This window comes from Haloferax gibbonsii ATCC 33959 (assembly GCF_000336775.1).
Taxonomy (GTDB): Archaea; Halobacteriota; Halobacteria; order Halobacteriales; family Haloferacaceae; genus Haloferax; species Haloferax gibbonsii.
The window spans coordinates 138,476-160,743 of record NZ_AOLJ01000022.1 but is presented as its reverse complement, the minus strand read 5'-3'; the positions used below and the strand labels follow the sequence as shown (position 1 = coordinate 160,743).

Annotated in this window: 21 protein-coding genes; 7 read left to right on the top strand and 14 right to left on the bottom strand. The window is 68.8% G+C overall.

Translation table 11 applies throughout. The features are described from left to right. Positions 1-60 precede the first annotated feature (60 nt). The 9 genes from ileS to C454_RS14630 all read right to left on the bottom strand — a co-directional run bounded on the left by ileS (position 61) and on the right by C454_RS14630 (position 9,857). The gene (ileS, locus tag C454_RS14670) at positions 61-3,192 is read right to left on the bottom strand and encodes an isoleucine--tRNA ligase (RefSeq protein ID WP_004976915.1); all 3,132 of its coding nucleotides are present in this window, start codon (positions 3,190-3,192) and stop codon (positions 61-63) included. A gap of 416 nt (positions 3,193-3,608) precedes the next feature. After that, positions 3,609-4,211, bottom strand: a complete 603-nt coding sequence (locus tag C454_RS14665) for a hypothetical protein (RefSeq protein WP_004976914.1) — start codon at positions 4,209-4,211, stop codon at positions 3,609-3,611. 26 nt (positions 4,212-4,237) lie between these two features. Then, entirely contained in the window at positions 4,238-4,543 is a 306-nt protein-coding gene (locus tag C454_RS14660; RefSeq protein ID WP_004976912.1) for a hypothetical protein, read from the bottom strand. Between the two features lie 130 nt (positions 4,544-4,673). Continuing rightward, complete coding sequence (locus C454_RS14655) at positions 4,674-6,077, bottom strand: DUF4397 domain-containing protein (RefSeq protein ID WP_004976911.1); 1,404 nt, start codon at positions 6,075-6,077, stop codon at positions 4,674-4,676. Positions 6,078-6,266: 189 nt separating this feature from the next. After that, complete coding sequence (locus tag C454_RS14650; RefSeq protein WP_004976910.1) at positions 6,267-6,719, bottom strand: hypothetical protein; 453 nt, start codon at positions 6,717-6,719, stop codon at positions 6,267-6,269. A 54-nt stretch (positions 6,720-6,773) separates the two neighbouring features. Then, entirely contained in the window at positions 6,774-7,259 is a 486-nt protein-coding gene (locus C454_RS14645) for an acyl-CoA thioesterase (protein ID WP_004976908.1), read from the bottom strand. 60 nt (positions 7,260-7,319) lie between these two features. After that, on the bottom strand, positions 7,320-7,763 hold the full coding sequence (locus C454_RS14640; RefSeq protein WP_004976905.1) for a bifunctional nuclease family protein: 444 nt from the start codon (positions 7,761-7,763) through the stop codon (positions 7,320-7,322). 81 nt (positions 7,764-7,844) lie between these two features. Beyond that, on the bottom strand, positions 7,845-8,465 hold the full coding sequence (locus tag C454_RS14635; protein ID WP_004976902.1) for an ArsR/SmtB family transcription factor: 621 nt from the start codon (positions 8,463-8,465) through the stop codon (positions 7,845-7,847). A gap of 63 nt (positions 8,466-8,528) precedes the next feature. Beyond that, on the bottom strand, positions 8,529-9,857 hold the full coding sequence (locus C454_RS14630; protein WP_004976900.1) for a glycerate kinase type-2 family protein: 1,329 nt from the start codon (positions 9,855-9,857) through the stop codon (positions 8,529-8,531). A gap of 53 nt (positions 9,858-9,910) precedes the next feature. Between C454_RS14630 and C454_RS14625 the strand changes: the two genes are divergently transcribed. Further along, positions 9,911-11,590, top strand: a complete 1,680-nt coding sequence (locus C454_RS14625) for a TraB/GumN family protein (RefSeq protein WP_004976898.1) — start codon at positions 9,911-9,913, stop codon at positions 11,588-11,590. Continuing rightward, positions 11,587-12,210, top strand: a complete 624-nt coding sequence (locus tag C454_RS14620) for a zinc metalloprotease (RefSeq protein WP_004976894.1) — start codon at positions 11,587-11,589, stop codon at positions 12,208-12,210. The genes C454_RS14625 and C454_RS14620 overlap by 4 nt, the downstream gene beginning before the upstream one ends. A 483-nt stretch (positions 12,211-12,693) precedes the next feature. On the opposite strand, the gene C454_RS14615 is transcribed toward C454_RS14620, so the two are convergent. Further along, positions 12,694-12,930 (bottom strand): hypothetical protein, encoded by a 237-nt coding sequence (locus C454_RS14615; RefSeq protein ID WP_004976891.1) that lies wholly within the window; start codon positions 12,928-12,930, stop codon positions 12,694-12,696. Between the two features lie 403 nt (positions 12,931-13,333). Here C454_RS14615 and purM point away from each other — a divergent pair, with 403 nt between their 5' ends. Then, positions 13,334-14,308, top strand: a complete 975-nt coding sequence (gene purM, locus C454_RS14610; protein ID WP_004976889.1) for a phosphoribosylformylglycinamidine cyclo-ligase — start codon at positions 13,334-13,336, stop codon at positions 14,306-14,308. Positions 14,309-14,380: 72 nt separating this feature from the next. Next, complete coding sequence (locus tag C454_RS14605; RefSeq protein ID WP_081605238.1) at positions 14,381-15,685, top strand: cytochrome P450; 1,305 nt, start codon at positions 14,381-14,383, stop codon at positions 15,683-15,685. Between the two features lie 90 nt (positions 15,686-15,775). Here C454_RS14605 and C454_RS14600 read toward each other — a convergent pair whose 3' ends face one another. After that, positions 15,776-16,315 (bottom strand): CBS domain-containing protein, encoded by a 540-nt coding sequence (locus tag C454_RS14600; protein ID WP_004976886.1) that lies wholly within the window; start codon positions 16,313-16,315, stop codon positions 15,776-15,778. A 165-nt stretch (positions 16,316-16,480) separates the two neighbouring features. Next, complete coding sequence (locus C454_RS14595) at positions 16,481-16,840, bottom strand: DUF555 domain-containing protein (protein ID WP_004970698.1); 360 nt, start codon at positions 16,838-16,840, stop codon at positions 16,481-16,483. 340 nt (positions 16,841-17,180) lie between these two features. Here C454_RS14595 and C454_RS20815 point away from each other — a divergent pair, with 340 nt between their 5' ends. Further along, entirely contained in the window at positions 17,181-17,354 is a 174-nt protein-coding gene (locus tag C454_RS20815) for a hypothetical protein (RefSeq protein WP_004063248.1), read from the top strand. Between the two features lie 149 nt (positions 17,355-17,503). Continuing rightward, positions 17,504-18,235, top strand: a complete 732-nt coding sequence (psmB, locus tag C454_RS14590; protein WP_004976882.1) for a proteasome endopeptidase complex subunit beta — start codon at positions 17,504-17,506, stop codon at positions 18,233-18,235. 94 nt (positions 18,236-18,329) lie between these two features. On the opposite strand, the gene C454_RS14585 is transcribed toward psmB, so the two are convergent. Together C454_RS14585 and C454_RS14580 are read right to left on the bottom strand one after the other, a co-directional pair. Beyond that, positions 18,330-18,707: a hypothetical protein gene (locus C454_RS14585; protein WP_004976880.1), complete on the bottom strand. Its 378-nt coding sequence runs from the start codon at positions 18,705-18,707 to the stop codon at positions 18,330-18,332. A 108-nt stretch (positions 18,708-18,815) separates the two neighbouring features. Beyond that, positions 18,816-20,345 (bottom strand): hypothetical protein, encoded by a 1,530-nt coding sequence (locus C454_RS14580; protein ID WP_049905211.1) that lies wholly within the window; start codon positions 20,343-20,345, stop codon positions 18,816-18,818. 118 nt (positions 20,346-20,463) lie between these two features. On the opposite strand from C454_RS14580, the gene ligA reads away from it, so the two are divergent. Further along, positions 20,464-22,221, top strand: a complete 1,758-nt coding sequence (gene ligA, locus C454_RS14575; RefSeq protein ID WP_004976876.1) for an ATP-dependent DNA ligase LigA — start codon at positions 20,464-20,466, stop codon at positions 22,219-22,221. Positions 22,222-22,268: the final 47 nt, after the last annotated feature.

Below are 22,268 nucleotides of genomic sequence, written 5' to 3'. Positions count from 1 at the left end.
GGCGCGGCGACCGAGTGACGGCCGACCGCCGCCAGCGACCGGGGACCGCGCGGGGCCGCCTCAGTCGAGCTGCGTGACCGCGATGGTCACGGACACGTCCTCGACGTCCCACGTCTCGACCGTCTCGCCGTCGGCGCTTCCGAGGTCGAGTTCGCGGGCGCGGACCTCCTCGGCGATGAGGTCGCGGTTCTCCTCGACGAAGCCGGCGACGCGGTCGTCGTCGACCGCGAGCGACACGTCGATTTCGGCCTCGACGTCGAGGTCGAGCTGTTTGCGCATCTCCTGGATGCGGCGGATGACGTCGCGGGCGTAGCCCTCGGACTCGATGTCGTCGGTGAGTTCGGTGTCGACGTAGACCGTGCCGCCCTCGAAGTCGGCTCCGGTGACGTGTTCCGGGGGTTCGGCGCGGTACGAGACCATCTCGTCTGTGAGGTCGTACGTCTCGCCGTCGACCTCGACGCCCGACTCGACTTCGGCGCGCGAGAGGCCCTCGACGGCCTCCATGATTTTCTGGGCGTCAGCGCCGAACTCCGGCCCGATGACGCTCATCTGCGGCTCCGCGGTCTCGACGAGCTCGTCGAAGCCCTCGACGACCTGCACGTCGCGGGTGTTCACGCGCTCCGCGAGGAGGTCCGAGAGGGCTTCGACCGCGTCGGCGACCTCGGCGTCCTCGGACTCGACGACGATGCGCGAGACGGGCCAGCGGAGCTTGCGACCGCCGAGCTGGCGGGCGTGCGCCGCGGCCTCCTCCACGTCGCGGAGGACGGCCATGTTGGCTTCGAGTTCCTCGTCGCGGCGCTCCTCGTCGGCCTCGGGGTACGACAGCATGTGGACGGTCGTCTCCGAGCCGTCGAGCCGCTGGTACATCCGTTCGGCCATGTAGGGCGCGTAGGGCGCGATGAGCCGGATGGACTCCGAGAGCACCGTCGAGAGCGTGGCGTACGCGCCGAGCTTCGACGCCGAGTCCTCCTCGTCCCACATGCGCTCGCGGATGGCCTTCACGTAGAAGCGCGAGACGTCCTGCGTGATGAAGTCCAGAAGCGTGTTGAGCGCGGTGGAGACCTCGTAGTCGTCCCACGCGTCCGCCATCTCGGCTTCGACGGTCTGGAGCCGCGAGAGCACCCACTCGTCGACGACGGTGAGTTCGCCCTCCGAGAGGTCGGCCTCGGCGGGGTCGTAGCCGTCGAGGTCCATGTACGGAAGCGGGAACCGGAAGACGTTCCAGAAGATGTTGAGCGTCGACTGGGTGTCGGCGAGGCCGTCCCACTCGAACGAGAGGTCCACGCCCTGCTGGTCGTGGCTGAGGAGATAGGCGCGAAGCGGGTCGCGGCCGGCGCGGTCGATGGCCTCCTCGGGCGTCACGATGTTGCCGACGGACTTCGACATCTTGCGGCCGTCCTTGTCGTTGGCGAAGCCGTGCATGATGACCTCCTTGTACGGCGACTCGCCGGTCGCGGCGGTGCCCATGCCGAGTTGCGACCAGAACCACCCGCGGGTCTGGTCGTGCGCCTCGATGATGAGGTCGGCGGGCCACAGCTCGTCGTAGGCCTCGGTCTCGCCGGGGAAGTCGAGCGTTCCCCACGTGGCGACCGAGGAGTCTATCCACACGTCGAACACGTCGGGGACGCGCTCGTAGGTCACGCCGTCTTCGGTGATGGTGATGGGGTCCACCGAGGGCCGGTGGAGGTCCACCGTCTCGGGGTCGACATCTTGGTCGGCGCGCTCTGCGAGTTCCTCGCGGGTGCCGACGACAATCATCTCCTGTGCGCCCTCGGCGTCGGCGTCCTGCGGGACCCAGATGGGAAGCGGGATGCCCCAGTAGCGCTGTCGGGAGACGTTCCAGTCGGGCGCGTCGCTCACGAAGTCGCGGAAGCGGTTGTCGCGGGCCCACTGCGGGTGCCACTCGGACTCCTCGATGTTGTCGAGAAGCTGTTCTTTCACGTCCGTGACCGTGATGAACCACTGGTCGGTGGCGAGGAAGATGATGTCCGTGTCACAGCGCCAACAGTGGCCGTAGCGGTGGTCGTGCTCGCCGGCGTGGAGCAGGTGGCCGAGCTCGTCGAGGTCCTCGATGACTTCGGGGTTGGCGTCGCGGACGAAGGTGCCCGCGTAGTCGCCGCCCTGCTCCGTGAACTCGCCTTTGTCGTCGACGGGGACGAACACGTCCAAGCCGAGTTCCTGCCCGCGGGCGAAGTCCTCCTGCCCGTGACCGGGCGCGGAGTGGACGAGTCCGGTTCGGTCGGCCTCGACGTATTCGGCGGTGTACACCTGTCCCGCGCCCTCGAAGTCGGCGTACTCGGCGACCACGCCGTCGAGCGGGTGGTCGTACTCCCAGCCGACCATCTCCTCGCCCGTGACCTCCGAGAGGACCTCGTAGTCCTCGTAGCGGCCCTTCTTCAGGACCTCCTCGACGCAGGGCTCGGCGAGGTAGAGCACCTCGCTCTCGCCGTCCTTCTCGGCGCGGACCTCCTGGTACGTCATCTCGCCGTCGACGGCGACGAACGTGTTGGCGGGGATGGTCCACGGCGTCGTCGTCCAGATGACGAGGTTGCCCTCGCGGCCCTTCAGCGGGAACTTGACGTAGATAGAGGGCGAGGTGATTTCGTCGTACTCGACCTCGTTTGCCGCGATGGCGGTCTGACAGCGCGGGCAGTAGTTGACGCTGCGCTTGCCCTGTTCGACCAGCCCGTTCTCGGCGACCTTCGAGAAGGCCCACCACGCGGACTCCATGTACTCGGGCGAGAGCGTCTGATAGGGGTTGTCCCAGTCCATCCACGCGCCGATGGACTGGAAGTCCTCGTCCATCGCCTCGCGGTTGCGGACGGCGAACTCCTTGCACTTCTGGATGAACTGCTCCATGCCGAACTCCTCGATGTCGCGCTTCGAGGTGAAGCCGAGTTCCTCTTCGACTTTGACCTCGATGGGGAGGCCGTGCATGTCGTAGCCGGGGCGGTCCGTGACCTGATGTCCCGTCATGCGCTTGTGCCGAATGACGGCGTCCTTCAGCGTCTTGTTCCACGCCGTGCCGAGGTGCATCTGGCCGGACGTGTACGGCGGGCCGTCGACGAAGAAGAACGACGGGTCGTCGGCGTGTGCCTCCTTCGTCGCCTCGTACGCGTCGTTCTCGTCCCAGTACTCGCCGACGACGGACTCCACGTCCGACGGCGTGTACTGGTCTGCGATGTCTTCCATACCCCGTCCTTCTCGCGGATATATATCAAAACGGCGGGTCTGGTCCGCGTCGGTCGGGCGTTCCGTCGGGTCCGACTCAGACACGGGAGACCCTCCGCTGTCGGCGGTCTGTTGGTCGCTGTCGATACGCCTGTCGGGTGTGGTGCGTGTGTCGCTCCATGGGGGGTTCCGGTGTGTCACACCGGAAGAGACTGCAGTCGCTCGGAGGTCGATACGGACGGGTGTCGAGGATGAGGGATATGCGAGGCTACTGCCCCGCAATAATGAGCGACGGAGCGACGACCGACGGTCGGGACTGGCCGACCGCGGGTGAGCGAGAGAGGCTCCGGTGTCGTCGCATGCTATCCGAACGAAGTCTCGGAAGCGGCATAACGCTTACTCCGGCGACGACACCGACATCGACGCCGTCATCGACGCTATCGGTCCGACCATCGACCGACGCGGTGGGTCGCGACGACCGACTCGACCGCCGACCCGTGCGTGGTCCCGGACTCGTCGTCGCGCTCGAACATCCGGAGCGTGGCGTTCGTCGGCGCGGCACCCCTCGCCACGTCGAACTTCGAGAGGTGAGTGCAGACGAGCGTGTCCGCGTCGAACGGTTCGAGGTCTGACGGCGGCGACCGCCGAATCGGGAGGTCGGCGTCGCGCCACCCGGTCCACGACGGGGACTGCGCGACGTTGTAGAACGCGGCGTCCTCGCGTGCCATCCGGACCTCGAACAGGAGGACGAACGAATCGCCCTCGGCCCACAGCAGGTCGTTCGAGTACTCGCCCTGCATCGCGCGGTCGGTGAACACGTCCGTCTGGTCGTCCGGCGGGTCGCCGAACAGCCACCCGCGGAAGTCGGCGTCGTCGGGGAACGACCCGTTCACGTACTGCTCGTCTGCCGGGTGGAGTTTCGAGTGGCCGGTGTCGGCGCGGATTCGACCGCTCGCGGTCCGTCGGGCGTCGGCGAGACAGCCCGAGAGGCCCGCCAGCGAGAGCGCGGCAGCGCTCGAAAGGAGGGCTCGGCGGTGCATGTCCGACGCTGACGGCGGCTATCGGTTTAATCCCACGTAATCCACAGGAGGACCGCCAGCGCCACCGCCTGGAGGACGTGGACGCCCATCAGCACCCGCCACGCCGCGGCGGGAACGGCGGTGGCGAACCAGACCGACAGCGTCGGGTCCACGAGGTAGTAGTACAGCGCGAAGAGGTTCTGCGCGAGCAGAAAGACGCCGAAGACGACGAGGCCGAGCGCGTGTTTCGACCGGAACAGCAGGTAGTTCCGCCCCCAGATTCCGAGCAGGACGACGAGGAACACCGCGCTCGCGCCGAGCGCGAACCGCGCGGCGTCGACCAAGACGCTCATGGCCGCCGCTGGGCGCGAGGCGGTTCACGTCGTCGGGTTCGCATCGGTGTCATTCGTTCGGGAGGTGGTTCGCTCGAAACCGGCGTCGGAGCGGGGACGACGGCAGGGCAGGTGGGCGGCTCGCTCCGGGTCAGTTGTCCGCGACGACGCTGAGGTCGAACGCGGCGTCCGCCGGCTCGTCGTCGGGCGTCAGGTAGCCGAGCGCGATGGCGGTGTACGCGCGACCGCCCTCGACGGTGACGTCGAACTCGGCGACCACGTCGCCGTCGTTCGACTCCGTGTCGCCCCGAATCTGGAGCGTGTACTCCCCGGCGGGGACCTCGACGGTCGCGGCGTCGCCGAAGGCCGCGCCGTCGACGAGAGCGTCCCCGGAGCCCGCGACGGTCACGTCGACCGCGGGCGCGTCCGGCGAGGCGTGTAGCACCCGGACGCGGGCCGCGTCGTCAGCGGGGGCCGAGCGGTCGTCTTCGAGGAGGGAGACGGCGAAGCCGTTCTCGGCCGCCGAGTCGAGTTCACCGAGCGCCGCGGCGGTGTACGCGCCGGCCGCGAGGTCGAGCGTCTCGTCGAAGACGACCGTGTCGGGCGCGTCGGTCGCGCGAATCGTCACCTGGTGGGACCCGGCGGTCAGCGCGAGGTAGTCGCTGACCGCGCCGAACGGCACGTCCGAGAGCGCGACCGCGCCGTCGACGAGCACGTCGACGTTCGGCGCGTCCGGCGAGAGGTGCGCGGCGCGGAGGGACACGTCGCGCTGGACGAGCCCGCCGCCGCCGGACCCGGCGTCGACGACCGCGACGGGCCGGAACGCCTCGTCGGTCGGCTCGTCGTCGGGCGTCAGGTAGCCCGCCGCGAACACCGTGTAGACGGTGCCGCCGGCGAGTTCCACGTCGAACTCCGCGACCGCGTCGCCGTCGTTCGACTCCGTGTCGCCCCTGACCTGGAGCGCGTAGGTGTCGGCCGGCACCTCGACGCTGCCGGACTGGGTGAACGACACGCCGTCGAAGAGCACCGTGTCGCCGGCGGTCACGTCGACCGCGGGGGCATCGGGCGAAGCGTGGACCACGCGGACCCGGGCCGTGTCGTCGTCCGGGAGCGACACGTCGTCTTCGAGGACGAGCGGTTCGAACGTCTCCTCGGTGAGCTCGCCGACCGCGGCGACGGTGTAGGTCGCCTCGGCGACGTCGAGGTCGCCCTCGAAAGCGACCGTGGACTCGTCGCCGGCGGCGGTGACTTTCACCGTCCGGGTCCCGACGGGAACCGAGAGGTAGTCGCTGACCGCGCCGAACGGCACGTCAGAGAGGGCTACCGAGCCGTCGACGTACACGTCGACGTTCGGCGCGTCGGGAGAGAGGTGGGCGACGCGGAGCATCGCCGTCTCGGGTTCCGGCGTCGGTGTCGGGGTGGGAGTCGGAGTCGCCGTCGTGGTCGTCTCCGTCTCGTCGTCGGTCCCGCCGCCGCCCATACAACCAGCGAGCCCGCCCGCGATGGCGACGCCACCGAATCCACGGAGTACGTCGCGGCGTTTCATGTTCGTCATAGTGACGAGAGATGAGAGCGGCGATTGGAATATCACCGTTTTCCCAAATTCAGCCACAATGCTTCCAGAAATATGTCTTTCCTACGCGAATGTCAACATATAACGCCATTATTTTGTGAATGTTCGGAACCGGGTTCCAAGCGGCGTCGGAGTCCGCACGGAAGCCAACGAAGGGAGGGGCGACCGCCCTCAGAAGTCGGGCAGGTCGTCGGGCGCTTCGTACTCGGACTCCCAGTCGATGTAGTCGTCTTTGAGCACGTCGCACACGTCCTGTCCGAGTTCGGTGAGGCCGGCGTTGATAGACGACACCTCGCCCCACGAGGTCAGTTCGGGGTGGAGTTCGCGCTCTTTCCAGTCCTCGGGGATGCCCGGCGCGTGGTAGCCGACGCGGTCGGCGAAGTCGTCCCAGAAGAAGTCGAAGTGGGAGAGGAGGTCGAGGTCGAGGACGATTTCCCACTGCGCCTCGGTGACGGGCGTCTCCGCGGCCCACGCCTCGAAGGCGTCGGCCCACGCGCCGGCTTCGAGGAAGTCCTCCAACTCGGCGCGCTTGAAGTCGGCGTCGGCCGCCACCTGCGCGTCGTCGTACTGGTTCGGGTCGACGGTCGGGAGCGACGGCGGGTCCGGAACGGGAACGTCGAGCATGGTCGCCAGTCGGTCGCCGTCCGGGAAAAGGGTTCGGCGCTGACGCCAGTTTCCTCAGTTCTCCATGCGCTCGATGACGGATTCGAGCTGTTCGGCGCGGGCGGCGACCGCCTCGGCGCGGAGCTCCGCTTCCTCGTCGGTCTCGCAGACGAGTCGGGGGACCGGCGTCGGCTTCCCGTCGTCGTCGAGCGCGACGAACGTCAGGAACGAGGTGGTCGTCTTCCGGAGTTCGTCGGTCTTCGGGTTCTCGGCGTGCACGTCGACTTTCACGTCCACGCTGGTTCGGCCGACGTTGAACACGTACGCCTCCATCACGGCGACTTCGCCGAGGTCGATGGGGCTGATGAAGTCGACGTGGTCCATCGACGCGGTGACGCACTGGCGGTTCGAAAAGCGCATCGCCGCGATGGCCCCGCAGATGTCCATCCAGTGGAGGACCGCCCCACCGAGGGCTCGCCCGAGGTTGTTGGTGTCGTTCGGCAGGAGGAGTTCGGTCATCTCGGTGCGCGACTCGTCGAGCGTCGCGGTGGATTCGCTCATGCGAGCAGGGTCGCGCCGAGGGGGCTTGAAATCGTGGGGCGCGGCGGCGACGGCCCCGGTTCACTCCTCGAAGTCGGCGTCGAACGCCTCGGGCGACTGCCCGGCGGCGTCGAGCACCTCGTCGGAGATGAGAATCGGACAGTCCACGCGGATGGCGAGGGCGATGGCGTCGCTCGGGCGGGCGTCGAAGACGAACGTCCGCGCCTCGCCGTCGTGGTACCGCTCGGCGTCGACCTTGGCGAGGAACGTGCCGTTCGAGAGGTCGTCGATGCGGATGCTGTCGATGGCCCCGCCGAACTCGGTCACCATCTCGACCAGGAGGTCGTGGGTCAGCGGGCGCTCGAACTGCTCGCCGGAGAGCCCGAGCTGGATGGCCTGAGCCTGGTCCGACGTGATGACGATGGGCAGGAACTCGTCGCGCGCTTCGAGGACCACCGCCGGCACGTTCGAGCCGTCTTCGCCGACGCCGACCCCGATACCGCGGACCACGGCACGGTGTTTCATGCTATGCTGTAGTTGGCCGGAGTACGAATAGTTACCCCAGAACGAGTCGCCGACCCGGTCGCCGTCGCTCCCCGTGAGCGCTCAGCGTCGGGCGAACTGAACGGCCGCGATGACGAGCAGGATGGCGAGGCCGCCGGCGAAGAAGGCGAGCCCCGGCGGGATTCCCTGCGCCGCCGCGGGCGCGGCCTCCGCGGCCATCGTCGAGACCGTCCCGGCGTCGGCGGACTCCGCGGCACCGCCGGCACCGCCGAGAACGCCGAGGCCCCGCGACGCGACCCACTGGACGAACGCCGAGAGCAGGCCCAAGACGGCGACGCCGCCGAGCAGGCTCGTCAGCATGGACGCCAGCCCCGTCCGCGTCTCCTCGCCGGCGGCGACGACGACCAGCGGCCTGTCGGCGGGCGCGTACACCTTCATCTCGCGGCCCTTCTCGGAGTAGACGGTGTCGACCACCTCGACGAGGCCCGCGTCGTCGAGCTTTCGGAGGTGGTACTGGACGTTCTGAAGCGACGTGTCGACGCGTTCCGCGAGGTCCGCGGCGTTCGTCGGCTTGTCGTGGAGCGCGGCGAGCACGCGGCGGGCCGTCTCCGACGAGAGCGCCGAGAGGAGGTCCGACGCCTCGTCGTCGTCGAGTCCGATGACCCGCGGGGAGGATTCGTCCGCGGCGGAGGTGTCGGGAGTGGAGGGCAACAAACCGGCCATGGGGGTGAGTACTCCGCCGGAGGATACAAACCTGTTGTCCGTCGCCCGCGGAACTGTCGGCGCTCAGACGCCCTCGCCGACCACGACGACGCGCAGGTCGTTGACGTTCGTCCCCGTCGCGCCGGACTCGACGAGCGCGCCGGCCTCCCGAAGCACCGGGAGCGCGTCGTTTCTCGCCAGCGCGTCGTGGGCGTCCCCGGCGTCGACGGTCGACGAGTCCACGACCGCGCCCGCGACCTCCGTCCCGCCGTCTTTCCCGTCGCTGTCGATGCTGGCGAGGACGGTCTCCTCGGGGAGTTCGGCGGCGGCCGCGAGGCAGAATTCGAGGTTCGGCCCGCCGTCGCCGTCCCCGCGGACCGTCACGGTACACTCGCCGCCCGAGAGGACCACGGCGGGCGCGGCAATCGGGTTCCCGGTCGCGAGCGACTCCTCCGCGACGGCGACGTGGGTCTTCGCGGCCTCGCGCGCCTCGCCGCGCACGCGAGAGGAGAGGACGAGCGGGTCGTACCCCCGTTCGTCGGCCACCTCGCGAGCGGCGTCGAGCGCGGTGAACGTGTCCGCGAGAACGTGGTTCGTCACCCGGTCGAACACCGAGTCGCCGGGTTTCGGCGTCTCCGGGATGTCGCCGGCGGAGCCGCGGGCGAGGCGCGTGCGGACCGATTTCGGCACGTCGAGGTCGAAGCGGTCCAGCACGTCGAGGGCGTCGTCGTAGGTCGTCTCGTCGGGCGCGGTCGGGCCGGAGGCGATGACGCCGAGGTCGTTTCCGACCACGTCCGAGAGGACGAGGCCGACGACCGTCGCGGGGGCGGCGAGCCGTGCGAGGCCGCCGCCTTTCAGCGTCGAAACGTGCTTTCTGACCGCGTTGAGGTCGTGAATCTCCGCGCCGCTTTCGAGCAGCCTGTCGGTCGTCTCCTGCAACTCGGCGAGCGAGATGCCCTCGGCGGGTGACGGGAGAACCGCGCTCGCACCGCCCGTGATGGCGGCGAGGACGAGCGTGCGGTCGTCGAGGTCGGAGATGAGGTCAACGAGCCGCCGGGTGCTCTCGACGCCGCGCGCGGAGGGGACCGGGTGGTCGCCGGGGAGTCGCTCGATGCGCCCGTCGGGGCTCGGCGTCGGGTCGGGCGTCACGACGACACCGTCGTCGATGCGGTCGCCGAGGACGGCTTCGAGGGCGTCTGCGACGCCGTCGCCGGCTTTGCCCCCGCCGACGACGAGGATGCGGTCGTAGGCGGTCAGGTCGTAGGTCTCGTCCGCGACGGTCAGGGTGTCGCCGTCGAGCGACACCGACTCGCGGACGACGCGGTCGGGGAGGACGGCCTCGACGCCGGCCTGCAGGCAGTCGATGGCCGTCTCGTGGGCGGGCGTCGGGGTGTGCGCGTCGAAATCCTGCATAGTTCGTGGGAGATGCCGACACGGATAAAAACCGTGGGGCGGTAAACCCGGCGATGAACGATTCGTCGCCCGGCGAGGGTCACGTCCGCGTCGTCGGCACGGCCCACGTCTCGGCCGACAGCGTCAGAGAGGTCGAAGAGACCGTCAGGGAAGAGCGTCCCGACGTCGTCGCGGTCGAACTCGACGAGGGTCGCTACCGGCAGATGAAGGGCGGAACGCCCGACGACATCGAAGCGCGCGACCTGCTTCGCGGCAACACCGTCTTCCAGTTTATCGCCTACTGGATGCTCTCGTACGTCCAGTCGCGGATGGGAGACAAGTTCGACGTAAAGCCCGGCGCGGACATGCTCGCGGCGGTCGAGACCGCCGAAGACGAGGGCCTCGACGTGGCGCTCGTCGACCGCGACATCCAAGTCACCATCCAGCGCTTCTGGCGGCGGATGGGCACGCTCGAAAAGGTGCGCATGGCCGGTGACCTCCTGTTCGGCGTCGCCGACGCCCGCGGGGTCGGCGCGGTGTTGGGCATCGCCGTCGGCGTCTTCCTCGGGCCGCTCGTCGGCCTGTTCGGGGGCGCGGTCGGCGTCACCGACCTCCTGTTGACGCGCACCGCGACCGCCGCGGTCCTCGGGGCCGCGTCCGCGTACCTGCTCTACACCGCCGCCTCGTTCTCCCTCGACGGCGACGACGCGGTTCTCGCGGGGCTCGGCGGCGGCGCGGCAATCGGTATCGTCGCCGGCTTCGGCCTCGGACTCGGCACCGGCCTCGTCTCCGGAATCCTCGGGAGCCTCGGCACCGCCATCGTCGGGAGCCTCGTCATCGGCGTCCTCGCGGGCGTCGTCGTGGGCGTCACCGCCGGCGCGGTCCTGAACGCCTTCGGCCTGTTCGTGCCCGCCGAGGGCGACGCCGACTACGAGGAGTTCGACATGGCCGAACTGACCGACGGCGACGTGGTCTCGGCGATGATGGAGGAGTTCCGTCGGTTCAGCCCCGGCGGCGCGGAGGCGCTCATCGACGAGCGCGACGCCTACATCGCCCACCAACTCGTCGCGCTCCGGCAGTCCGGTCGGCACGTCGTCGCCATCGTCGGCGCGGGCCACCGCGAGGGCATCGAGAACTACCTCGCACACCCCGAGACGCTCCCGCCGATGGAGTCGCTCGTCGGCGTCGCGGAGAAGGACGGCTTCCCGTGGGGGAAACTGCTCGGCTTCGGCGTCACCGCCGTGTTCATCGCCTTCTTCGTCCTCCTGGCGATGGCCGGCGTCGGCAACGAGCGGCTCTTGACCATCTTCGGCGCGTGGTTCCTCATCAACGGCGTGTTCGCCGCCGCGCTCGCCAAGGTCGCCGGCGCGCGGTGGACCTCCGCCCTCGTCGGCGGCCTCGTCGCGTGGATGACCTCCATCAACCCGCTTCTCGCGCCCGGCTGGTTCACCGGCTACGTCGAACTCCGACACACGCCGGTCAACGTCGGCGACATCGGCAAACTGAACGAACTGCTCTCCGACGAGGAGACGCCCATCGTCGAACTCGTCGGCCAGATGTTCGACGTGCCGCTGTTCAAGCTCATCATGGTCGTCGCCATGACGAACATCGGGAGCATCATCGCGAGCTTCCTCTTCGTCACCTACGTCATCCCCGTCATCGCCTCCGACCTCGGCGGCGTCGCGGGCGTGGCGAACCTGATGTTCGAGGGCGCGCGTAACAGCGCCGACCTCATCTGGAGGTCCCTGACGTGAACGTCTCCTTTTCCTCGCGCGAACTCCGCGACCTGCTCGTCGCGTGGGTCGCGCTCGGCCTCGCCTTCGCCATCTTCTTCGCCGGCGGCGGCAACCGAACCATCCAACTGCTGACGAGCGGGTCGTTCGGCCTCGCGCTCGTCGTGAGCCTGCTGACTGCCGGCGTGGGCTTCCTCCTCCACGAGGTCGCACACAAGGTCGTCGCCGTCAGGTTCAATCAGGTCGCCGAGTTCCGCGCCGACTACGGCATGCTCGCAGTCGCCATCATGAGCGCGCTCGTCGGGTTCATCTTCGCCGCGCCCGGAGCGGTCTACCACCGCGGCGTGCTCACCGAGCGCGAACACGGCCTCATCGCCCTCGCGGGCCCGGTGACGAACCTGCTGCTCCTCGTCGCCTTCGCGCCGGTGCTCGTCGTCGGCGTCCTCGTCGGCTCCGACGTGGTCCAACTCGTCGGCTCTCGCGGGCTCATCATCAACGCCTTCCTCGCGGCGTTCAACATGCTTCCCTTCGGGTCGCTCGACGGCAAGACGGTCAAGGCGTGGAGCACGCCGGCGTTCGCCGGCGTCCTCGTCCTGTCGGTTCTCCTCACGGTCGGTCTGTTCCTGTTCGTCGGGTTCTGACCCACTGACGGGGATTCGGGGTGGTCCCGAGATTCGGGACGGCTCCGAAATTCGGTTGCTGGTCCGTCCGGCTTCGACTTCTCCGCCACCCCCGAAGCGACAACTGATAGCTGCGGCGTCACGCGGGCGGCGGCCCCGGTTCACCGAAGCGGCGAAAGCGGGAGACCGGAAGGGACTGCCGAGGCGTACGGGTTCAACGGATGAAACAGACGAGGGGGAACGACCCGGCGGGGGACGGGGTCTTCGGGAACGAACGGAGAGAAGAGGGGACCGCGCGAGTGCGACGGGAACAGGTCGGGCCGTCGAGGTTGGAGTCGGCGTCGGAGTCAGGTTGGGTTGGGTTGGGTTGGGCCAGTGTCAGGTGGGCTGGTTTGCGGGCGGTTCGCGGTCGGGCAGGGGGTGCTGACGCGCGCCGTGGGGAGGGGAAAGCGTCGGCGGGGAACCGAGACGAATCCGGGTTGGTCGTACGCGTCGGGGTCGCGGTTACTGCTGGCCGTGGTCGCGCCCGAGAACGAGCGCGACGGCGTGGACGGCGATGAGCCCGGCGAAGAGGGGGAGTTCGCCGGCTGAGAGACCGCCGCTGAGGACGGGCAGGTACGCGAGGGGCAGCGCGACTGCCGACCAGAACGCGACGGTCTCGAGGGGGGCGTACGCGAGGCGGCCGATGGTCGATGCGAAGTCGAGCGCGATCGAGTCGGTCGTGGAGGGGATTCCGGACATCGTCACTCCTGCATACGACGGGGACCATCATATAAGGGGTCGAGCGTTACCGTGAATTCGCTTCTTTTTCGACTGTTCAGACCCGGCTTAGGGCGAACATTCTTCTTTCGTAACGTTTTATGAAGGCACCAGAAGCGCCGAGAAATTTTATACTGCCCTCTGGTGCTTTTTCGCAAATATTGCAAAAGTTATAGATTATTCAATATAATCGGCTCGGAGAGCGTCGATTAGGAGGGTCGTAGCGGGGTCGTCAGAGCGTGCGCGCGACCGGCAGGATGTGAACAACCGGAGGAGCGACCCCCGGTACGACCGACGACCGACCGGCGGCGAACGCTCACTTATGCGAGAACGTGTATGATTCGTACCCTGTGATTTTATATTTCGGCCTATCTCGTACACGAACATGACGAACGACGACTCCGAAGGGATGACCTACGCCGACGCGGGCGTCGACATCGAGGCGAGCGAGGCCGCGACCGCCGCGCTCGTCGCGCAGGTCGGCGGCGGGTCGGGCGACTACGCCGGCCTGCTCGACATCGGCGACCGCTACCTCGGGCTCGCCACCGACGGCGTCGGCACCAAACTGCTCGTCGCCGAGGCGCTCGGCGACTACTCGACGGTCGGCATCGACTGCATCGCCATGAACGCCAACGACCTCGTCGCGGCCGGCGTCCGGCCCGTCGCGTTCGTGGACTACCTCGCGGTCGACGCGCCCGACGAGACGTTCGCCGAGCAGGTCGGACAGGGCCTCGCCGCGGGTGCCGAGGAGGCGGACATCGAACTCGTCGGCGGCGAGACGGCGGTCATGCCCGAGGTCATCAACGGTCTCGACCTCGCGGGCACCTGCGCCGGACTGGCGAAGAAGGACGCTATCTTCCCCGGGGAGGCCGAGGAGGGCGACGCGCTCGTCGGCTTCCCGTCGTCGGGTATCCACTCGAACGGACTCACGCTCGCCCGCAAGGCCGCCACGGCCGACGGCGACTACGACGACGCGTGGGACGGCGACGACTACGACACCGTCGGCGAGGCGCTCCTCGAACCGACGCGGCTCTACACCTACCTGCTGGACGACCTGCGCGCCGCCGAGACCAACGCCGCGGCCCACGTCACCGGCGGCGGCTGGACCAACCTCGAACGCATGGGCGAGTTCCGCTACGTCGTCGACGACGCCTTCGACCCCCAGCCGGTGTTCGAGTTCGTCCAGGAGCGCGGCGGCGTCTCCGACGAGGAGATGCACACGACGTTCAACATGGGCACCGGCTTCGTCGCGGCCGTCCCCGAGGCGAACGCCGAGGCGCTGGTCGAGGCGACCGACGGCCGCGTCATCGGCCGCGTCGAAGCGGGCGACGGCGTCTCGATTCGCGGCCTCGACCTCTGAGCGCGGATAGCTTGCCAAATCGAACTGTTCGATTAGAAGCACTATTTTATCGATGTTCGCCATAGTGGAGGTGTGACTTCACCGCCACCGACACCGAACGGCCTCCCGCTCGTGGGCCACACCGTCGGCTTCGCGGCCGACCCGTTCGGCTTCGTCGCCGACCTCCTCGCGGACCACGGCGTCGAGGACGCGGTCGGACTCGACGTGGTCGGTATGGGCGACCTGTACGTCCTCGCCCACCCCGACCACTTCGAGCGGGCGTTCGTGACCGACCGCGATACCATCGTCAAGGGCGGCGAGTTCGAGGCCGCCTTCGGCGACGCCGTCATCGCCGCCGAGGGGGACGAGTGGCGGCGACAGCGCGACGAGCTAGAGCCGTTCTTCCGCTGGGAGCGGGTCGACGAGTACGCGTCCGTGATGCGCCGGCAGGTCGAGCGCCGCCTGTGGACGTGGCCCGACTCGGGGACGCTGTCGCTCGAAGCCGAGATGAAGTCCGTCACACTGGACATCATCTTCGCCACCATCCTCGGGCGGGAACTCGACCTCGACGGCGACCGCCGAGTTCGCTCGGCCGCCGACGGCCTCAACGGCCGCTTCGCGCCCGCCTCGTGGGTGTTGCCGTCGTGGGTCCCGACGCCGAGCAGGTGTCGGTTCGACCGGGCCGACCGAGTCCTCCGCGAGGAGGTCAGAACGCTGGTCGAGACCGCCGACGAGGAGAGCCTGACGCGCCGACTCGCCGACGCGCTCGGGACCGACGCCGACTACCCGGCGACCGTCGAGTCGCTGGAGAACCAGCTCGTGGGCCTGATTTTCGCCGGCCACGAGACGACGGCGCTCGCGCTCACCTACGCGCTGTACCTGCTCGCGACGCACCCCGATGTCCGCGAGCGCGCCGCCGACGAGGTCGACCGCGTCGTCGGCGACGGCCCCGTGACCGCCGAGGCGACCGGGGAACTCCCGGTGCTCGAACGCGTCATCAAGGAGACGCTCAGGCTCTACCCGCCGGTTCACACGCTCCCGCGGGAGACGGCGAAGCCGTTTCCGACCGGCGACCGGGCCGTTCCGGCGGGCGCGGACATCCACCTCTCTGTCATCCGCATCCACCGCGACGACCGGTGGTACGACGACCCGCTCGCGTTCCGACCCGAGCGCTGGGACGGAGAGACCGACCGCCCCGCCTACGCCTACCTCCCCTTCGGGGCCGGGCCGCGGAGCTGTCTCGGGCGGGCGTTCGCGCTCACGGAGGCGAAAATCGTGCTCGCGACCGTCCTCCGCGACTTCGACCTCGGCTGGGGCGGCGACGGAGAGTTAGAAATCACGCCCGAGATGACGACCCAACCGAAGGGCGAAACGCCGCTCGTCGTCCGTCGGCGCTGAGTCTGTCCCGTGGGAGTGCCGGTGTTTCGCAGTTTCGCAGTTTCGGACGGCGGACCGCCTCCGGCGTCTCGCCGGTCGCCGGACTCGACCTCAGATGTGGGCCGCGATGTCGGCCTCGGTGATGATGCCGACCGTCTCGCCGCCCTCGACGACGATGATAGCCGAGTTGTGGTCGAGGTAGACGCCGATTTCGTCCAGCGTCGTCTCGGGTTCGACGGTCGTGACGCCCTCGGACATGACCTCGTTGACCGGGCGGTCGGTCACGTCGTCCTCCTGGACGTGGCGGATGTCCGCGTTCGAGATGATGCCGAGCGGGCGGCCGTTCTCGATGACTGGCAGTTGGGAGAACCCGGCGTCGAGCATGATGTCGCGCGCCTCGCGGACTGAGTTGTCGGGAGCGACGCTCCGGACGGTCGTGTTCATGATGTCCTCCGCGCGCACGATGCGACCCTCGGCCTCGTCCAGCGCCTCGACGATGCGCCGGAGCGTCGAGAGGCGCGGGTCGACGTCGCCGCCTTCGATGCGGGCGATGAGCGGCTGGGAGACCCCGGCCATGTCGGCGAGTTTGCTCTGCGTCAACTCCAGGGAGTTCCGCCGTTCCCTGAGGTCCTGCGGCGTGGGGAGTTCCATGCCGGAGTGATAACCCGTAGTTATGAAAAAGTGTTCCGGTCGCTCATCGGGGCAGGGGTTCGCAGGCGCCGCGAAAATCGCTCGCTCGTGTCGGGCGGTCGCCCCAAGTACACCGGTCGGTGCGGTTTGGCACGACCCGACGCGGCCGGGCGCGACGGCGCGGGGTTACTGGTCTTCGTCGGAGTCGAACTCGCGGATGTCGATGACGTCGAGGGGGACGTCGCGGAGCGCGCCGCCGACCTCGCTTTTGGCGATGCGGGAGGCGTGCTTCTCGCCGTCCGCGTTGAAAATCTTGATTTCGAGGAGCAGGCCGACGAGGGCGGTGTTGGCCGCGATGAACGCGGAGTCGAACGGTTCGCCACAGGCGGGACAGGGCGTCGCGCCGACTTCGACCTCGACGTACTCCTTGTCCTTCTGGTTGAGTCGCTTGCCGGCCTCGCTGACCGCGACGCCGATGGCGTCGTCGATGTCTTCTACGTCCCGGACCAACCAGGCCGCCTCCATCGCGACGAGATAGTTGCTCATACACACGTTACGCGCCGGTGGGGTTTCGTGTCTTGTGGTTCGAGCGCCGGGGCGCGTGGGATTCACACACCCGGGCCGCGAACCGACCGCGACGCGTCCGAATCCACGACACTCCCGTCCACCGACCGGAGCGCGCACGACCCGCGCATGCCACGGGGATTATCGCTATAACTTATGGAAAAGCGCTCCGCGGGTCACGCGCGTCTCACGCCGAATAGTCGGTCTAGTTGGTGTAGAGACAAGTGTACTTTAATCGATAGACAGCGTCGGGGTATCGCGCGGCCGGCTGAGAGAAGATTTATATACCGACACCTCCCGAGCCTCGACTGAGGACACGGTGATGATACCCCGCCTAACGAAGTACGTCCTGTTCGCCGCCTACCAGCTATCGGTCGCGATGGGCATCGCGCTGCTCCCCGTCGCGCTCGCCGCTCGCCGGATGGGTGTGACCCTCCCGATTCGCCGGCTCGTGGAAACGACCGGAACCGCCTACGAACGCGCCGCGGCTCGCTAAGCCGACTCGCGCGCCCTCCCTCCTCCCGACGGTACTTCCCGCGAGCGACCGCACCGCGCGGCCGCCGCCGACGCGCGTCTGACGCTTTGGCACCGGCAACGGCGAGGTGAAGGGTTGCATTTATCAGCGCCGAAGTGCAATCGCTGACAATGCGTACCCCGACTCACGACGAGTTCTCCGGCCGTCTCGACTCGCTGAACGGCGACCGCTCGAACGTGTTCGGTCCCGAGCTCGGCGAGTTCCCACACGCCGAGCGTCGCGCCGACTCGCTCGGAGACAAGGAGACGAAGACCGGAACGACCACCGTCGGTATCAAGACCGAAGACGGCGTCGTCCTCGCGACCGACATGCGCGCGAGCATGGGCTACATGGTCTCCTCGAAGGACGTCCAGAAGGTCGAAGAGATTCACCCGACGGGCGCGCTGACCATCGCCGGCTCCGTCTCGGCCGCCCAGTCGCTCATCAGCTCCCTCCGCGCGGAGGTCCGCCTCTACGAGGCCCGCCGCGGCGAGGACATGAGCATGCAGGCGCTGTCGACGCTCGTCGGCAACTTCCTCCGCTCGGGCGGGTTCTACGTCGTCCAGCCCATCCTCGGCGGCGTCGACGAGACCGGCCCCCACATCTACAGCATCGACCCCGCCGGCTCCATCCTCGAAGAGGAGTACACCGTCACCGGCTCCGGCAGCCAGTACGCCCTCGGTGTGCTCGAACAGGAGTTCGAAGACGGCCTCAGCATCGACGAGGCGAAGCAGGTCGCCACGAAGGCCATCCGCTCGGCGGTCGAGCGCGACCTCGCCTCGGGTAACGGCATCAACATCGCCGTCGTCACCGAGGACGGCGTCGACATCCAGCGCCACCAGAACTTCGAAGGCCTCGAATAAGTCGCCCGCAGTCGGCGGTTTCTCTTCGTTTTAACGAGTCGCGACCGGCTGGACTGGTCGGACTCCCGCGACCGAACCCCCGCGGAGAATCCGCTCACTCGTCGCCCGGAAGCGGCCGCAGGAGCCCGTACCACGCCCGGTAGCCGAGCACGCCGAGAACGCGCCCGAGTCCGAGGCTGTACCGGAACGACTCGGTTCGGGGGAGCAGTCGGCGCTCGACCGCGATACCGAGGAAGCTGACGACCAGCGCGCGACGTCGGCGTGTGCGAACCTTCCAGCTATCGCGGTCGTACGCCCACACCTGCCCGGCTCCCCACGCCCCGCCGACGGCGAGTCCGCCCGGCGAGAGCGGCGTCGGCTCGTACGACTCGTCGTCGCTGGAGCGGAGCAGACGGCGCATCGACACCATCCAGAGCGCGGTGAGAAGCGCGAGACCGAATTCGGCGACGGCTTTCGTCCGGCGGGAGACCATACGCGGCGTTCGAGCGGCGCGATAATAGTTATTTCTCCGACAAAAGTGCGTGAAGCCGAGACCGCCTCGCCGTCGTCGAGGCGCGCGGAGCCGAGTGCGCCCGCCGGCTCAGAACCAGTCGGCGAACGCGCCTTCGAGCAGCGAGTCGGACTGGCGCTCGACGTACTCGCGTTGCATCTCGCGGAGCGCCGTCTCGAAGTCGTCGGCGTCGTCGAGGGCGTCGCGGACGCGAGCGCGCTTCCAGTCGGCCGGCGTGACGCCCGTCTCGACGCGCTTGCGAAGGGGTTCGAGGTAGTAGTTGGCCTCCTCCTCGGAACAGCCCGCGAGCCGAAGCCCGTCGCGGGCGTGGACGAGCAGGTCCTCGTAGAGGTCCGCGCCGGTCACCTCGTCGCCGTCGACGTCTATCCAGCGCAGGTCGCCGTGGGGGCCCTCGCGCATCGCGGTGTAGAAGTTCTCCTCCGCGGTCTCCCAGTCGAGGTCGATGACGGGGTGGTCCAGTCGGGGGAGTCGCTCCATGAGTCCCGCGAAGGCGGCCTGGAACGCCACGGAGTCGCGGACGGTTGGCTGGCCCGCGATGGGGCGGAACTCGATGCGTGCGTTGGCCGACGAGCGGGACGCGCCGTCGAACACCGGACGGACCCACCGCCAGTAGGTGCCGTGTTTGCGGCGGAGCGTGGCGAAGTCGTCGTCGAAGCGGTCGCCGCGTTCGACCGACATGGGAACCATCGTGGAGTCCTCGACGACGCGGTCGACGGCGTCTTCGACGGTGTCGAGGTCGCCGGGGAAGGCGACCTTCTCGTGGTCGCCGGAGTTGAGCACCGACTCGAACACCGCGATGCGGTTTTCGTCCCAGCCGTCGGCGAGAATCTCGTCGGCCGTCACGCCCTCGTCGTAGAGGTCGGCGGGGAAAAACGGCGAGTTGACGCCGAGCGCGAGAAGCGGCCCGGCGACCCGCAGCGCGTAGTTGAAGTGGTACGGCAGGTCGGCCGCGTGCGGGACCTGATAGTGCGGCTGGATGGACGTGATGAGCGCCTCGGGCATCACGGTGTCCGCTTCGAGCGAGACGTGCGGCGCGTCGAGCGTGAACGACTCCGGGGCGGTCGGCCCGTTGGCCATCGCGTGGTACCGCACGGAGTTGCTCATGTTCGTCGCGAGGCGGACGCCACCGTCGGTGACGGAGTCTGTCAGGTACTCGCGGGCGCTCTCGCCGGCCGGCGGGATACTCCACATCCCGTCGGAGACGAGGCGCATCCCCTCGGCGGCGGCGCAGTCGAGCGCGGCGTCGAGTCGGGCGCGGACCTCGGACTCCTGCGCGCGGAGCCCGTGGGGGTTCAGCGGCTGGGGGCTCGTGGTCATCTCGGCGTTGTGGAGCCCGAGTTCCTTCTCGAAGCCCATGAGCCCGAGCAGCCGGCGCGGGACCCGCATGAGCGCGTGCACGTCGTCTTCGCTCGCGGACCAGCGACCGTCGGAGACGGCGTAGAACTCGTACTCCAAGCCGACGATGGACTGGTGGTTGTCGAAGGTCCCCTCGCGCAGTTCGCGCTTGAGTACCTCGGCGTCGGCTTTCGCTTGCGCTTCGAACTCGGCCGCGTCGACCGCGAGCACGTCTTCGACGCGCTCTGCGAGGTCGTCGCTCATACCCGGCGTTCCGGCGTCGAACGCCTTCAACTTCCCGGCACCGCGGTCGTTCGGCAGCGAATCACATCCCCGACGACTGTCGAGACGCTTTTGCCCCGCGCGGCGATACCCACGGACGATGCAGTTCGCCGAGTTCGCCGCCCGCGCCGCCGAGATAGAAGCCGAGCCAGCGGACCTCGCGGTCGTCTCGCTCCTCTCCGACCTCTTTTCGGACGCCGGCGACGACCTCCCGACGGTCGCCCGGTTCGTCCAAGGCCGCGTCTTCCCGGCGTGGGACTCGACCACGCTCGACATCGGCCCGCGGCTCTGCCACGAGGCCATCGCCCGCGCCGCCGGCCCGAACGTCTCGGCCGACGACGTGGAAGACCGCCTCGCCGACCGCGGCGAAATCGGCGCGGTCGCCGCGAGCTACGACTTCGGCGGCCAGCGCGGCCTCGCCGCCTTCGGCTCGGGTGGTCAAGACGGCCTAACCGTCGCCGAAGTCGATTCAGAACTCCGGGCGCTCGCGGCCGCTTCCGGCTCGGGGAGCGAAGAAACGAAGCTCAAGACGCTCTACGGCCTGTTCAATCGGACCGACCCCGACGAGGCGCGCATCCTCGCACGGCTCGTCCTCTCCGAGATGCGCATCGGCGTCGGCGAAGGGGCCGTCCGCGACGCCGTCGCGGAGGCGTTCTTGGTCGACCCCGCGGACGCCGCCGCCATCCGCGACGACGACGCCGACGCGGAGACCGAAGCCGCCGCCCGCGACCGCCGGAACGAGGCCGTCGCCGCCGTCGCCCGCGCCCTACAGGTGTCGAACGACTACGGCATGGTCGCCGAACTCGCCCGCGACGAGGGCGAAGCCGGCCTCGACGGGGTCCGCCTCGAAGTCGGCCGCCCCGTACAGGCGATGCTGGCGCAGGCCGGCACCGCCGCCGACGCGCTCGACGAGTGGGACGCCGCCGCGGTCGAGACCAAGTTCGACGGCGCGCGCGTGCAGGTCCACCGCGACGCCGACGGCGAGGTCTCGCTGTTCTCGCGCAACATGGAGGACGTGACCGGCGCGCTCCCCGAGGTGGTCGAGTTCGTCGCGGACGCGGTCGACGAGTCGGTCATCCTCGACGGCGAGGTCGTGGCGATGGACGACGACGGCGAGCCCCTCCCGTTTCAGGAGATTCTCCGGCGCTTCCGCCGCAAGCACGACGTGGGCCGGATGCGCGAGGAGGTCCGGGTCGAACTCCGGGCGTTCGACTGCCTGCACGCCGGCGGCGACGACCTCCTGACCGACCCGCTGTCCGACCGGCACGACCGACTGGCCGCGGTCCTCGGCGACGACTCGGCGGCCGTCTCCGACCTCCTCCTGACCGACGACGCCGACGAAATCGCCGCCTACGAGGCCGACGCCCTCGACGCCGGCCACGAGGGAATCATGCTGAAGAACCCCGACGCGCCCTACTCGCCGGGCGACCGCGGGAAGAACTGGCTGAAACGCAAGCCCGACGTGGAGACGCTGGACCTCGTCGTCACCGGCGCGGAGTGGGGCGAGGGCCGCCGCGCGGAGTTCCTCGGGACGTTCCTGCTTTCGGCCCGCGTCGAAGCCGAGTCCGGCGACGACGCCTTCGAGACCATCGGCAAGGTCGCCACGGGCATCACGGACGAGGAGTTAGTCGAGTTGACCGACCTCCTCGAACCCGAAATCGAACGGGAGTCCGGCAAGGAAGTCGACATCCGCCCCTCGGTCGTCTTCGAGGTCGGCTACGAGGAGATTCAGGCGTCGCCGACGTACTCCTCGGGCTACGCGCTCCGGTTCCCGCGGTTCGTCACCGTCCGCGAGGACAAGACCGCCGAGACGGCCGACTCGCTGGAGCGCGTCGAGCGACTGGCCGACTCGCAGTGACCGGCGCTCGCCGCGGGTCGCCCAAAGAGATATAGTATCTGTGTGCC